The organism is Caulobacter sp. FG121 (assembly GCF_057809815.1).
Genome location: NZ_JBMDKR010000002.1, coordinates 153,719 through 168,280 on the forward strand (window position 1 = coordinate 153,719; position 14,562 = coordinate 168,280).

Consider the following 14,562-nt stretch of genomic DNA (forward strand, 5'->3'; position numbering starts at 1 on the left):
AAGTACGCATGACCATGAATGCGATCATGTCGTCGGCGACGACCGGCCTGATGGCCGCCCAGACCGGTCTTCGGACGGTTTCGGACAACATCGCCAACGTCAACACCGCAGGGTACGTCCGCAAGGTCGTCAACCAGGCCCCGCTGGTCTCCGCCGGCATGGGCGTCGGCGTCAACATCACGGGCATCAGCCGGGCGGCTGACGCGTTCCTGCAACGCGCCGCCCTCACCGCCAAGGCCAGCTCGGCGCAGTCGGGCGTGCTGGCCGAGGCCTTTGACCGCGCACAAGCCCTGTTCGGCGACCCGTCCAGCTCCAGTTCGTTCTTCAATCGTCTGGACGAGGTGTTCTCGGCCTTCACCGCCGCGGCCAGCGATCCCGCCTCTTCGATCCAGCGCGGGGCGGCCATCGACGGGGTGACCGACTTTCTCAACGAGGCCTCGCGGATCTCGACCTCGCTCAAGAGCCTGGCGACCGAGGCCGACGGCCGCATCGGCGCCGCGGTCGACCGGGCCAACCAGCTGCTGACCCAGATCGACTCCCTGAACGCCGACATCGGCCGCGCCCAGGTCGAGGGGCGTGACTCGACCGGCTCGGAGAACATCCAGGGCCAGCTGATCAACGAACTCTCCAGCCTGATCGATGTCAGCGTGAACGCCCGGGCCAACGGGGGCTCGGTGATCCGCGCCTCGGACGGCACGGTTCTGGCCGGTAACGGCGGGGCGGCGACGCTCTCCTATGTGCGGGCGGAAGGCGCGTCCGGCGAAATCGCCGTCACCCTGCCCGGCGCGGCGGGCCAGACCTCGCTGCGAGCGCGGCTGACCTCGGGCGAGATCCGCGGTCTGCTGGACCTGCGCGACCGCGAACTGCCCGCCGTCGGCGCTCAGCTTTCGGAGTTTGTCACCAAGGCCGTCGACGAACTGAACCGCGCGCACAACGCCTCCTCCAGCGTGCCCTCGCCCACCAGCCTGACCGGCCGCAATACGGGGCTTGATCTGCCGACCGCCATTTCCGGCTTCACCGGCAAGACCACGATCGGCGTGGTCGCGGCCAACGGGCTGCTCCAGCGCCAGGTCGCCGTCGACTTCGACGCGGGAACCATGAGCGTGGACGGCGGCGCGGCCGTGGCGTTCACGGCCAACACCTTTCTTTCGACCCTGAACACGTCGCTCGGCGGGTTCGGGTCGGCCAGCTTCACCAACGGCGCCCTGTCCCTCTCCGCGAACGGCGGCGCGGGCGTGGCCATCGCCGATGACGCAACGGCCCCATCCACCAAGGCCGGCAAGGGCTTCTCGCACTTCTTCGGACTGAACGACCTCGTCAGCTCGGAAGGTTACCCGTTCTATGACACCGGGCTGAGCGCCACGAGCCCCCACGGGTTCACGACGGGCGACACCATCAGCCTGCGAGTCGCCGACGGCGACGGCGTGCGGGTCAGGGACGTCACCGTGGCGGTTCCGCCCGGCGGCACGATGCAGGACCTGCTCAACGCCCTGAATTCCAGCACCACCGGCGTCGGCCTCTACGGGGCCTTCAGCCTCGACGCCGACGGCGCCATGACCTTCGCCGCCAACGCCAAGGGTGCGAGCCTGTCCGTGCTCAACGACGACACCCAACGCGGCGCCGGCGGGCCGTCGATCTCCGAGCTGTTCGGAGTCGGTCTGGCCCAGCGCGGCGGCCGGGCAGAGCGGTTCGAGATTCGCGCCGACATCGCCGGCAACCCGATGAAGCTGGCGCTGGCCACGCTCGACCTCAGTCAGGCGTCCGCCGGGAAGCCCGTGCTGGCCGTCGGCGACGGCCGCGGCGCGAACAAGCTGGCCCGGGCCGGCGAAACCCTTGCCGGATTCGACGCCGCCGGCGGCCTCGCCGCCTCGACCATGACGGTATCGCGCTACGCCTCCGAACTGGCCGGCTCGATCGCTCGCAAGGCCGACGCCGCGACCTCCCGCCAGAGCATCGCCGAAGCTGTCGCCTCCGAGGCCGACACGCGCCGCAGCTCGGCGGAAGGGGTCAACCTCGATCAGGAACTGATCAGCATGACCACCTACCAGCAGGCCTTCAATGCCTCCGCCCGCCTCGTCCAGGCGAGCAAGGACATGTACGACATCCTCATGACGATGGTGCGATAAGCCATGAACCGCGTCGCCTCCGGCAACAATTACTCCTCGGTCCTCAATGACCTGATGCGCGCCCAGGTGCGGCAGCAGGACGCCAACGCCCAGGTCTCCAGCGGCAAGATCGCCTCCGACCTGAAGGGCTATGCCCGAAAGGCCGAGACCCTGCTGGCCACCCGCTCGGTCCAGACGAAAGTCGAAAGCTATCTGACCCAGGGCAAGACCCTGACCTCCCGGCTCGAGTCGCAGGACCTGGCCCTCACCCAGGTCGCCGACGCCGCGGCCGGCGCCCGGCAGGCGGTCGCCGAAGCCCTGGCCACCGGGCGTGGCGACTCCCTGATGAGCGAAATGAAGAGCTGGTTTTCGTCAGCCTCCGACGGCCTGAACTCGAAGTTCGGCGGGCGCTATCTGTTCGCCGGCGGTCAGGTCGACACCGCCCCTGTGACGACCGACACAATGGCCGAGCTTACGGCCAACCCGACGGTCGCCGCCGTGTTCAAGAATGACAATCTGACCCCGACCAGCCAGCTGGACGAGTCCTCGACCATCCAGTCGGGCTTTCTCGCCGACCAGCTCGGCACAGGCCTGTTCAACTCCTTCCGCCAGATTCAGGCGTTCGTCGACGCCAACGGGGACTTCACCGGGAAGCTGACGCCGACGCAGGAGACCTTTCTGCAGGGCATGCTCGGCGGCTTTGAATCGGCGCGCTCCAGCCTGACGGATGCGACCGCCAGCAACGGCCTGATGCAGAACCGCGTCGACAAGACCATGGAGACCCAGGGCGCGCGCAAGTCGATGCTCGAGGGCATGGTCGGCGGCATCACCGATGTCGACATGGCCGAGGCCATCAGCCGCCTGGAACAGGCCCGCACCACCGTCCAGGCCAGCGCCCAGGTGTTCAACGCCCTGAGCCAGAGCTCGCTGCTGACCCTGCTGCAGCGGTAAGGGGCCCGCGCGGCGTTCAGGGCTTCCCGAGAGGCGGCGAAGCGGTCGATAAGTTACCCCCATGACACCCGCCGCCTTTATCCAGAAGTGGTCCGACAGCCAGCTGCGCGAGCGGCAGGGCAGCCAGGAGCATTTCATCGACCTGTGCCGGATGCTCGGTGAGCCGACCCCGGCAGAGGACGACCCGCTGGGCGAGCGCTATTGCTTCGAGCGCGGCGCGGGCAAGACCGGCGGCGGTGACGGCTGGGCCGACGTCTGGCGCAAGGGCTGCTTCGGCTGGGAGTACAAGGGCAAGCACAAGAACCTCGACTCGGCCCTGCGCCAGCTTCAGGCCTATGCGCTCGACCTGCAGAACCCGCCCTATCTGGTCGTCTGCGACATGGAGCGGATCATCGTCCACACCAACTGGACGAACACCGTCAGCAAGAAGATCGAGTTCACGCTCGACGACCTGCACGAGCCGGAAAAGCTGGCCGTTCTCAAGCTGGTCTTTCAGGGCTCGGAGAGCCTCAAGCCGAAGATCAGCCCGCAGGAACTGACCGCCAAGGTCGCCCAGACGTTTGGCGATCTGGGGCGGCGGCTGCAGGAGCGGAAAAGCTCGGACGGGACGCCGCTGCACAACCCGCGCGACATCGCCCATTTCCTGAACCGCATCGTCTTCTGCATGTTCGCCGAGGACGCGCGACTGTTGCCGCATGAGCTGTTCACCCGGCTGATGAAGTCGATGCAGATCCGCCCGCCGGCCGAGTCCGCCGCCGCGTTCGACAACCTGTTCGCAATGATGCGCAACGGCGGCATGTTCGGCGCCGACGTGATCAAGCATTTCAACGGCGGGCTGTTCGACGACAAGCCGGCGCTGCCACTCGACCGGGGCGACCTGAAACTGATCGCCGACACAGCGGGCGAGCATGACTGGTCCGAGATCGATCCCTCGGTGTTCGGCAATATGTTCGAGGAGGCGCTGAAGGCCACGCGCGAGCGGGCGGCGCTCGGCGCCCACTACACCGACCGGGCCAAGATCCTGAAGATCGTCGATCCGGTGATCACCTGGCCCCTGACGGCCGAGTGGGAGGGCGTGCTGGCGAAGATGGCCGACGCCATCGCCGACCGGGACTCCGCCGAGGCCGACCGCAAGGCGGTGCTCGAAGCCGCCGCCGAGGCCATGAAGGCCGATCCGGTCAAGGCCAAGGCCGGCGAGGCCGGGCGACGCAGGGCGCTGGGCCTGGTGGAAAAGCGCAAGGGCGCGGCGCTGGACGAGGCCGCCGCCTTGCTGGAGGGCTTCCTCTCGCGGCTCGCCGCCTATCGCGTGCTCGATCCGGCCTGCGGCAGCGGCAACTTCCTCTATGTCGCCCTGCACGCGCTGAAGGACATCGAGCGCCGGGCGCTGGTTGACGCCGAACGGCTGGGCGTGCCGGTCCCCGCGCCGCGCGTGGGCCTGCAATGCGTGCGCGGGATCGAGATCGAGGACTACGCCGCCGAACTGGCCCGCGTGACCCTGTGGATCGGCGACCTGCAGTGGAACGCCCGGAACAACTACACCGGCCTGGCCGAGCCGATCCTGTCGTCGCTGGACCAGATCGAATGCCGCGATGCGCTGCTGAACCCGAACGGGACCGAGGCGGTGTGGCCGGACGCGGACGCGATCGTGGGGAACCCGCCGTTTCTGGGCGGTAAGAAAATGCTCGCTGACCTCGGAGAGGACTACGTTAGCCGATTGCGCATCGCCTACGGTGATCGTCTTCCGGGCGGCGCAGACTTCGTCTGCTTTTGGGTCGAGAAGGCTTGGCGCATCGTTGGCGGCTCGGCCGGGCTGCGAGCAGGGCTGGTGACTACCAATTCTATTCGCGGCGGCGCGAGCCGCAGCGTTGTCGATCCGATCGCGGACAAGGGGTCCCTGATGGATGCATGGGCCGACGAGCCGTGGACGCAAGAGGGTGCCGCGGTTCGTGTTTCCATGCTGTGCTTTGGCGATGGGTTCGTAGATCGACGACTGGACGGGCATCCCACGGACCAAATCAATCCCGACCTGTCGGGTTCCGTCGTGGACATCAGTCGCGCTGTCCGCCTTCAAGAGAACGCGGGTGCATGCTTTGAGGGTGGGCAGAAATTCGGCCCGTTCGACATTGAGGGCGACGTGGCGCGTCAGTGGCTTCTCGCGCCAACCAATCCGAATGGCCTGACCAATTCCATGGTCCTGCGACCTTTGCTCAACGCTGCGGACCTGGTTCGACGCTCCAGTGATACTTGGGTCATCGATTTTGAGGGCGTTTCGACGGAGGCCGGTGCAGCGCTGTTCGAGGCCCCCTTCAAGTTCGCGCTAGCGCACGTGAAGCCAGAACGGGAGCGCAGCTCACTGCCGAAAAACCGTGAGTACTGGTGGAAACACCACAGGGCGCGGCCTGAGCTGCGCGCCGCAATGCAGGGGGTAAGCCGCTACATCGCTACCCCCGTTGTGGCCAAACATCGGATCTTTGCGTGGCTGTCCGTGGCTGTTTGGCCGTCAAACCTGCTGGACGCAATCGCCCGCGAAGACGACACCACCTTCGGCATCCTCCACTCGCGATTCCACGAACTCTGGTCCCTCCGCATGGGCACCTCGCTGGGCGTCGGCAACGACCCCCGTTACACCCCCTCGACCACCTTCGAGACCTTCCCCTTCCCCGAGGGCCTGACGCCCGACATCCCGGCCGCCGACTACGCCGCCGATCCGCGCGCCATCGCTATCGCCGAGGCGGCGGCCGACCTGAACGCCAAGCGCGAGGCCTGGCTCAATCCGGCCGATCTGGTGCGCATCGAGCCCGAGGTCGTGCCAGGCTATCCCGACCGCATGCTGCCGAAGGACGAGGCGGCGGCGGCGGTGCTGAAGAAGCGCACCCTGACCAACCTCTACAACGAGCGGCCCGCCTGGCTGGCCATGGCCCACGACCGCCTCGACGCCGCCGTGGCCGCCGCCTACGGCTGGCCCGCCGACCTGACCGACGAGCAGGTGCTGGAGCGGCTATTCGCGCTCAATCAGGAACGGGCGGCGGCGGGGCGTTGACCGCCGGATAGGTTGTAACGCATCGTGGAGCATGGCTCTCGAAGTGGTCCGTACGCCAGAGTTCGCCCGCTGGCTGTCGCGGCTGCGTGATGACCGCGCGCGAGCGATCATCGCCCGGCGGATCGACAGGGTCGCGGAGGGCAATCTCGGCGACGTCCGGTCGGTCGGCGAAGGCGTCAGCGAGCTACGAGTCGATTCCGGGCCCGGGTACCGGATCTATTTCACCCTGCGCGGCGAAACCGTCATTGTGCTACTATGTGGAGGTGACAAGGACAGCCAGGACCGCGACATCGCGCGAGCAAGGGCTTTGGCGCAGGAGATTTGAACGTGGAACTCAAGCCGTTCGACCCCGCCGACTATCTCGACTCCGAGGAGGGGATCGAGGCCTATCTGGCGGATGCCCGCCTCGATGGCGCCGCGGCATTGGCTCGCGCTGCTTCGGTCGTGGCCCGGGCGCGGGCGCGGATGGTCGAGGCTGGCCGTCGTCAGTCGCGGCGGAAGGCGCGCGCCTAAATCCGATCGATTTCGGGGACACCTACTGATCGCCGCGATATCGGACCATAGCCGCCCCGGTCGCAATTTCGGCCCTGACCCTCTACATAGCGGCCCATGAACGCGCTCCCGCCCCTTGCAGACATCGCCGACGACGTCGTGCGCGCGGCTGTCGGCCTGCCGACCGGCTCGCGGGTTGTCGCGGCCATGTCGGGCGGGGTGGACTCGACGGTGACGGCGGCGCTGCTGGCCAAGGCCGGGTACGACGTCGTGGGCGTGACGCTACAGCTCTATGACCACGGTGCGGCGATCCAGAAGAAGGGCGCCTGCTGCGCCGGCCAGGATATCCTCGACGCCCGCCAGGCGGCCGAGGCGATCGGCATTCCGCACTATGTGCTCGACTATGAAAGCCGGTTCAAAGACCAGGTGATCGAGGAGTTCGCCGACGCCTATCTGCGCGGCGAGACGCCGATCCCCTGCGTGCGCTGCAATCAAACTGTGAAGTTCCGCGATCTGCTGGATGTGGCGCGGGATCTCGGCGCCGCGGCCATGGCCACGGGCCACTACGTGCGGCGCGAGGACGGTCCGAACGGCCCGACGCTGCACCGCGCCGTCGATGCGAACCGTGACCAGAGCTACTTCCTGTTCGCCACCACGCGTGAGCAGCTCGACTACCTGCGCTTTCCGCTCGGCGGCCTGCCCAAGCCTGCGGTGCGCGGCGTCGCGGCCGGCATGGCGCTGGCGGCGGCGGACAAGCCCGACAGCCAGGACATCTGCTTCGTGCCCGAAGGCAAGTATCACACGGTCATCGACCGCCTGCGGCCGCAGGGCGCTTTGGCCGGCGATGTGGTTCACCTCGACGGCCGGGTGCTCGGCCGCCACGAAGGCGTGACGCGCTATACCATCGGCCAGCGCCGGGGCCTGAACATCGGCGGCGGCGATCCGCTGTTCGTGGTGCGCATCGACGCCGACGCCCGTCAGGTCATCGTCGGCCCGCGCGAAGCGCTGCTAACGCGAGCCCTGACTCTGAAGGAAGAGAACTGGCTGGGCGACGAGGCGACGATCGGAGCCGCCGCCCTGGCCGGCCGGCCCGTGCTGGCCCGGGTCCGGTCGACCCGCGAACCAGTCGCCGGCCGGCTGGCGATGGTCGACGGCCAGATCGGCGTGACCCTCGACGTCATGGAAGAAGGCGTGGCTCCCGGCCAGGCCTGCGTGCTCTACGCGCCGGAAGATCCCGGCCGGGTGCTGGGCGGCGGATTCATCGCGTCGGCGGTGCGGGCAGGTTAACGTTAACCCCGCCGTCATCCCGGGCCCTGTGCCCGGGATCCCTCTGACGGCCGTTCAAACCGCGTCAGATTGACTCACTGTTCGAGGAACCGGCCCGAGGGGTCCCGGGCACAGGGCCCGGGATGACGAGGTTGGGGGTCGATCCACGTTCATTCCCCCACTACCGCAAGGGCTGGCGGAATCCCTCGGGATTCACTCGGGATTCCCCGATCACGAAAGAGTCATCCCCACCGTGAGTCTGACCGGCGCGATGGCCGCTTGCCGCCGATTCGCAAATCGGCTTAACGATTCTTTCCAACGGGCGGTTCACCATTAACCAGTCTTAAAGCAGCTTAATTCCAATGTCGGAATTGAGCTTCGGGAGCGGATTCCGCTCTGCCTTAATTGTTGCCGCGGCCGCCGCGTGGAGGGGATCGATGCGCGTTCTTTTGATTGAGGATGACAGCGCCACGGCGCAGACCATCGAGTTGATGCTGAAGTCCGAGGGCTTCAACGTCTACACGACGGACCTGGGCGAGGAAGGCGTCGATCTGGGCAAGATCTACGACTACGACCTGATCCTGCTGGACCTGAACCTGCCCGACATGAGCGGCATGGACGTGCTCCGCACCCTCCGCAATCACAAGATCAACACCCCGATCATGATCCTGTCGGGCTCGGCCGAGATCGACACCAAGGTGAAGACCCTGGGCGGCGGCGCCGACGACTACATGACCAAGCCGTTCCACAAGGACGAGATGGTCGCCCGGATCCACGCCGTGGTGCGCCGCTCCAAGGGCCATGCCCAGGCGATCATCCAGACCGGCGAGATCGCCGTGAACCTGGACGCCAAGACGGTCGAAGTGAACAACCTGCGGGTCCACCTGACCGGCAAGGAATACCAGATGCTGGAGCTTCTCTCGCTTCGGAAGGGCACGACCCTGACCAAGGAGATGTTCCTCAACCACCTGTACGGCGGCATGGACGAGCCCGAGCTGAAGATCATCGACGTCTTCATCTGCAAGCTGCGCAAGAAGCTCGCCACGGCCTCCGGCGGCCAGCACCACATCGAGACGGTCTGGGGTCGCGGCTACGTGCTGCGCGACCCGCAGGAAGCCATCGTCGCGGCCTGATCCACCCCCTTAGTATCGTCCAGCGTACCAACGCCCGCCGGCCCCTCCGGCGGGCGTTGTGCTGTGTGGCGCGCCTTCGACGTTGCGCAACGGTCGGCGGCATGTCTCCCTGCCCCCTCAAAAGGTTCGGGGAGGACCGGGATGGGACGGATGATCGCGCTCGCGGCGGCGCTGGCGGGCGCCTTGCTGCTGGCCTGGACCGGGACGAAGACGCCCGGCCCCTCGGCGACCGCGGCCGGGCCGACGTCTTTCCGCACCGACCTGGCGGTCGCCGATATCGCCCGGATCGCCCGTGCTCCCCATCCCGTGGGCTCGGCGGCCAACGCCGAGGTTCGGGACTATCTGTTCGCGCGCATGACGGCGCTCGGTCTGCAGCCGACGATCCAGGCCGGCATGGCCGTCAACAGCGTTTCCCGCCGCGAGGGCTGGATCCTCGCGGGTCAGATGCAGAACCTCGTCGGCGTGCTGCCGGGCAAGGACCGCGCCGCGCCGGCCATCGCCCTGATGGCGCACTATGACAGCGTACCCGCCTCTCCCGGGGCGGCCGACGACGCCACGGGGACGGCGGTCGTGCTGGACGTGGTGCGGGCGCTGAAGGCGAAGGGAACGCCGGAGCGGGACGTCATCGTCATCCTCACCGACGGCGAGGAGGCCGGCCTGCTCGGGGCGCACCTGTTCTTCGCCGAACACCCGCTGGCGCGCCGTACCGACCTGCTGATCAATCTCGAGAGCCGGGGCGGCGGCGGCCGGGGCAACATGTTCCAGACCGGCCCGGACAACGGCGCATTGATCCCGCTGTTCGCGAAGACCGCGGTCCAGCCGATCAGCAACTCACTGGCCGTCTTCCTCTACAGCCGGATGCCCAACGACACCGACTTCACCGTCGCCAGCGCGGCGGGCGTGCGAGGGCTGAACTTCGCCTTCATCGGCCGGCAGTTCGACTACCATTCGCCGACCTCGACACTGGCCAACCTCGACAAGGGGTCGGTGCGGCACATGGGTGAACAGGCCCTGGCGGCGGCGTCCGCCCTCGCCTTCGCCGACACGCTGCCCGGCAAGGCGCCGGACATGGTCTACAGCCAGACCTTTGGGGACCACCTGCTGGCCTATCCGGCCTGGGGTGGCTGGATCGTCTTGCTGATCGCCGGGGCTCTGATCGGGCTGGCCGTCCTGCGAGGACGCCGCGACGACGGCTTCAAGCTGGCAGACATCGCGCGCGGGGCCGGTGCGGCGGTGTTCCTGCTGCTGGCCGAAGCGCTGTTGCTGCATCTGGCCCGGCGGGCAACGGGGGTCGAGTTCGGCTTCCTCGGTCAGCGGCCGCTGCTGGCCCGGTGGGCGCTATGGGAGACGACGCTGGCCGTGTTGGCGACCGGTGGCCTGTTGCTCGTTCCAGGTCTTCTGGCGCGAAGCGGGGCGCGGCTCTGGCTGGCCGGCGCCGGTCTGGCGGGCGGGCTGCTGTGCCTGGCCTTCGCGGGCTGGGATCCGGTCGGCGTGGGCCTGGGCGTCGCGACCGCGCTGGTCGGCTATGCCGCCTTCGGCAGGCCGGCTGCCCTGCCCGGGACCTGGCTGGGCGTACTGCTGACCGGCCTCGTCGCCGGCATTGCGCTGCAGATCGCCCTGCCGGCCGTCGCCTTCCTCATCGCCTGGCCGCTTGTGCTGGCGGGTCTCGGCGCCGCGATCAGCGGGATGGGCCCCCAACTCGACAGGACACGGACCGCGGGTCTGGCCTTGCTGGCGGCGCTCGGCGGCGGCTGGCTGGCGGTGTTCTTCCATGTGGTGTCGCAGGGCCTCGACCTGCCGGACCTGCTGGCGCTGTACCTGTGGCTCGGGGCGTTCCTGTTCTGGCCGCTGGCCTGGCCGGGCGGGAAGACGCGACTGGCGCTGGCGCCCGCGATCAGCATGCTGGTCCTCGGCGTGGTGCTTCTGGGCGTTGTCCGGTTCGCCGATCCGTGGACGCCCCGGCACCCCCGGGCGACCGTCGTGCTGCATGTCCACGACGCGCTTTCGGGCAAGGCCTGGCGCGTCGCGGCGACGCCGGACCTGTCCCCCTGGGCGCGGGGCGTGCTGACGTCCGATGGCGGCGATGTCAGCAGGCAGTCCCTGCCGGCCCTGACCGGGGCAAAGGTCTGGGCGGCGCCCGCCAATGCCATGCCACCGGGCCAGGCGCCCGTCTCGGCATCCAGGTCAGACACAGCCACGATACTCAACCTGCCAGCGGCGCGGGTGATCCTGCTCGACGTTCGGAGCCGCCAGCCGCTGCGGACCCTGACAGTGAACGGCAAGCCTGTCGCGCTGACCGGAAGGGCCGGGGCCTGGACTCATCTTCGGATCGCCGGGGCTCCGCAGTCGAGCCAGATCGGTCTCCCGGCCGGCGCGACGGTCGACGTCCGCTACGCCGTCTTTGACGAGCACTGGCCGGCCAGCGCAACGGCCCTGCCCCCGCGGCCGACGGACCTGATGCCGTTCGACCTGTCGGACTCGAGCGTGACGACCGGGCAGTTCACCACCGGCGAGTGAGACCTCGGAGACAGGCCATCCCGAAGCGCCCTTGACGCGGATCATTATTTCTATATTTCTCGAATAATCGATTTATTGGAGATCGCCATGAAACGCCTGCACCTGCACATCGCCGTCGAGGACCTCGGCCGTTCGATCGGCTTCTACTCCACCCTGTTCGGCGCCGAGCCGTCGGTGGTGAAGGATGACTACGCCAAGTGGATGCTCGAGGATCCGCGCGTGAACCTGGCCATCTCGCAGCGTGACCGTGTCGCCGCCGGCATCGACCATGTCGGCGTCCAGGCCGGGACATCCGCTGAACTGGCCGAGATGGCGACCCGGCTGAAGTCCGCCGGCGAGACGACCTTCGATCAGGAAGCCGCGACCTGCTGCTACGCGAAATCCGACAAGAGCTGGGTCACCGATCCGTCCGGCGTACGCTGGGAGACGTTTCACACCCTCGGCGAGGCGACGACCTACGGCGAGGATGAGGTCATACCGGCGACGGTCACAGCGGCGGACATGGCGAAGGCGAGCTGCTGCGGCTGAGTGCGTGGTTCGAGACGCGGACCTGAGGGTCCGCTCCTCACCATGACGAACACAAATGCCCGTCATCCTGAGGAGCGAGGCCTCAGCCGAGCGTCTCGAAGGACGCACAGCCGTCACAAAATTCGGCTATTCTCGAATCATGGAACAGACTGACGCCGTCACCGCCCTGTCGGCCCTCGCTCATCCCGGACGGCTGGCCGTGTTTCGACTGCTGGTGAAGGCCGGGGCGGAAGGCCTGCCCGCCGGGCGTATCGCCGAGGCCACGGGGACCCTGAGCAACACCCTGTCGACCAGCCTCAACATCCTCACCCAGGCCGGCCTGGCCCGCTCGCGGCGCGACGGCCGCCAGATCATCTACACCGCCGACTACGACGCCATGCGCGGGCTGCTGACCTTTCTGGTGGAGGACTGCTGCCAGGGCGAGCCGGCTATCTGCGGCCCGCTGGCCGGCGTCGTCAGCGAAGCCAGCTGCGGAGCGAAGACCTGCTGATGACCCACACCGTCCTCTTCCTCTGCACCGGCAACTCGGCCCGCTCGATCCTGGCGGAGTCGATCCTCAACCGCCTCGGGGCCGGCAAGTTCACTGCCTTTTCGGCGGGCTCCATGCCGACCGGAACGGTCAATCCGCACGCCATCAAGCTGCTGGAACGGTTCAACTATCCGACCGCGCACCTGCGCTCGAAGTCGTGGGAAGAGTTCGACCGGACGCACAATCCGGATGCGCCGGACCTGAACTTCGTCTTCACCGTCTGCGACAACGCCGCGGGCGAAGTCTGCCCGTTCTGGCCGGGTCAGCCCATGACCGCCCACTGGGGCGTGCCCGATCCCGCCGCCGTCGAGGGCACGGACACCGAGATCGCCCTGGCCTTCGCAGACATCTACGGTCGCCTGCACAACCGGCTCGAAATCTTCGTCAGCCTGCCGATGGCCAGCCTTGACCGCATGTCGCTCCAGGCTCGTCTCGACGGCATCGGCAAGGCCTGATCCATGTCCATTTTCGAACGCTTCCTGACCCTGTGGGTCGCCCTGTGCATTGTCGCGGGCATCGCCCTAGGCCAGCTGTTTCCCGGCCTGGTCCAGACCATCGCCGGCCTCGAGATCGCCAGGGTCAACCTGCCGGTCGCCGGGCTGATCTGGCTGATGATCATCCCGATGCTGATGAAGATCGACTTCGCCGCCATGCGCGAGGTCGGCCGCCACTGGCGCGGCATCAGCGTGACCCTGTTCATCAACTGGGCGGTCAAGCCGTTCTCCATGGCTTTCCTCGGCTGGCTGTTCATCGGCGTGCTGTTCCGCCCGCTGCTGCCGGCCGTCCAGATCGACAGCTACATCGCCGGCCTGATCATCCTGGCCGCCGCCCCTTGCACGGCGATGGTCTTCGTCTGGAGCAACCTGACGAAGGGCGAGCCGCACTTCACCCTCAGCCAGGTGGCGCTGAACGACGCGATCATGATCATCGCCTTCGCCCCGATCGTGGCGCTGCTGCTGGGCCTGTCTGCCATCACCGTGCCGTGGGAAACGCTGCTGCTGTCGGTCGGCCTCTATATCGTCGTGCCGGTGATCATCGCCCAGTTCCTTCGACGGCTGCTGCTCGCGCGGGGCGAGACAACGCTGAACGCCGCGCTGGCGCGCCTGGGTCCGGCCTCGATCCTCGCCCTGCTGGCCACCCTGGTGCTGCTGTTCGGCTTCCAGGGCGAGCAGATCCTCGCCCAGCCGCTGGTCATCGCCCTGCTGGCCGTGCCGATCCTCATCCAGGTCTATTTCAACGCAGGCCTGGCCTATCTGCTGAACCGCCTGACCGGCGAGCAGCACTGCGTCGCCGGCCCCTCGGCCCTGATCGGCGCGAGCAACTTCTTCGAACTGGCGGTGGCCGCGGCGATCAGCCTGTTCGGCCTGAAGTCCGGGGCAGCCCTGGCGACCGTCGTCGGCGTGCTGGTCGAGGTGCCGGTCATGCTGACCGTCGTGGCCATCGTGAATCGCTCGAAGGGCTGGTACGAACGCGGCCTTCGCGCCCGAGGAGACGCCCCATGACCGTGACCATCTTCCACAACCCCGCCTGCGGGACCTCGCGAAACACCCTGGCCGCGATCCGCGAGTCGGGCGTCGAGCCGGTCGTCGTCGAGTATCTCAAGGCGGGCTGGACCCGGCCGCAGCTCGAAAGCCTGCTCAAGGCGATGGGGCAGACTCCGCGCGACATCCTGCGCGTGCGCGGCACGCCGGCCGAAGAGCTCGGACTGACCGATCCAGGTGCGACGGACGGCGCGATTCTCGACGCCATGGTCGCCCATCCGATTCTCGTCGAGCGGCCCATCGTTCAGTCGCCAAAGGGCGCGGCGCTCTGCCGACCTTCGGAAAAGGTTTTCGCCCTGCTGGACAACCCGCCGGCGGAATTCACCAAGGAAGACGGGGAAACCGTAACCCCCGTTCGCTGAACGCCCGGGGCGTGACAAAATCGACGAAGCACCGAATATTGCTTGCGTCGAGAGGGCAGGCGCGGTGAAACCGGCCCGCCGATTGCTGGGAGTATCCC

The 14,562-nt window shown here is 67.8% G+C and carries 13 protein-coding genes; all 13 read left to right on the top strand.

Annotation, left to right across the window (positions count from 1 at the left end):
* Positions 1 to 8: 8 nt before the first annotated feature.
* Positions 9 to 2,126 (top strand): flagellar hook-associated protein FlgK, encoded by a 2,118-nt coding sequence (gene flgK, locus ACODSL_RS06625; protein ID WP_488899871.1) that lies wholly within the window; start codon positions 9 to 11, stop codon positions 2,124 to 2,126.
* Positions 2,127 to 2,129: 3 nt separating this feature from the next.
* Positions 2,130 to 3,056, top strand: a complete 927-nt coding sequence (locus tag ACODSL_RS06630; RefSeq protein ID WP_488899872.1) for a flagellin — start codon at positions 2,130 to 2,132, stop codon at positions 3,054 to 3,056.
* A 61-nt stretch (positions 3,057 to 3,117) separates the two neighbouring features.
* Positions 3,118 to 6,096, top strand: a complete 2,979-nt coding sequence (locus ACODSL_RS06635) for a class I SAM-dependent DNA methyltransferase (protein WP_488899873.1) — start codon at positions 3,118 to 3,120, stop codon at positions 6,094 to 6,096.
* A 31-nt stretch (positions 6,097 to 6,127) separates the two neighbouring features.
* A complete protein-coding gene (locus ACODSL_RS06640; RefSeq protein WP_488899874.1) occupies positions 6,128 to 6,421 on the top strand; it encodes a type II toxin-antitoxin system RelE/ParE family toxin in 294 nt (97 codons plus the stop codon).
* 2 nt (positions 6,422 to 6,423) lie between these two features.
* Positions 6,424 to 6,609 carry a hypothetical protein gene (locus ACODSL_RS06645; RefSeq protein ID WP_488899875.1) on the top strand — a complete coding sequence of 62 codons (186 nt, stop codon included), beginning with the start codon at positions 6,424 to 6,426 and terminating at the stop codon, positions 6,607 to 6,609.
* A gap of 96 nt (positions 6,610 to 6,705) precedes the next feature.
* Entirely contained in the window at positions 6,706 to 7,875 is a 1,170-nt protein-coding gene (gene mnmA, locus ACODSL_RS06650; RefSeq protein ID WP_488899876.1) for a tRNA 2-thiouridine(34) synthase MnmA, read from the top strand.
* A 416-nt stretch (positions 7,876 to 8,291) separates the two neighbouring features.
* A complete protein-coding gene (ctrA, locus tag ACODSL_RS06655; RefSeq protein ID WP_488899877.1) occupies positions 8,292 to 8,987 on the top strand; it encodes a response regulator transcription factor CtrA in 696 nt (231 codons plus the stop codon).
* A 141-nt stretch (positions 8,988 to 9,128) separates the two neighbouring features.
* Positions 9,129 to 11,504: a M20/M25/M40 family metallo-hydrolase gene (locus tag ACODSL_RS06660; RefSeq protein WP_488899878.1), complete on the top strand. Its 2,376-nt coding sequence runs from the start codon at positions 9,129 to 9,131 to the stop codon at positions 11,502 to 11,504.
* 87 nt (positions 11,505 to 11,591) lie between these two features.
* A complete protein-coding gene (locus tag ACODSL_RS06665; protein WP_488899879.1) occupies positions 11,592 to 12,032 on the top strand; it encodes an ArsI/CadI family heavy metal resistance metalloenzyme in 441 nt (146 codons plus the stop codon).
* 139 nt (positions 12,033 to 12,171) lie between these two features.
* Positions 12,172 to 12,522 (top strand): ArsR/SmtB family transcription factor, encoded by a 351-nt coding sequence (locus ACODSL_RS06670; RefSeq protein ID WP_488899880.1) that lies wholly within the window; start codon positions 12,172 to 12,174, stop codon positions 12,520 to 12,522.
* Complete coding sequence (locus ACODSL_RS06675; protein ID WP_488899881.1) at positions 12,522 to 13,016, top strand: arsenate reductase ArsC; 495 nt, start codon at positions 12,522 to 12,524, stop codon at positions 13,014 to 13,016. The genes ACODSL_RS06670 and ACODSL_RS06675 overlap by 1 nt, the downstream gene beginning before the upstream one ends.
* Positions 13,017 to 13,019: 3 nt before the next feature.
* Positions 13,020 to 14,063 carry an ACR3 family arsenite efflux transporter gene (arsB, locus tag ACODSL_RS06680; protein WP_488899882.1) on the top strand — a complete coding sequence of 348 codons (1,044 nt, stop codon included), beginning with the start codon at positions 13,020 to 13,022 and terminating at the stop codon, positions 14,061 to 14,063.
* A complete protein-coding gene (arsC, locus tag ACODSL_RS06685; protein WP_488899883.1) occupies positions 14,060 to 14,464 on the top strand; it encodes an arsenate reductase (glutaredoxin) in 405 nt (134 codons plus the stop codon). Before arsB ends, arsC begins: the two co-directional genes overlap by 4 nt.
* Positions 14,465 to 14,562: the final 98 nt, after the last annotated feature.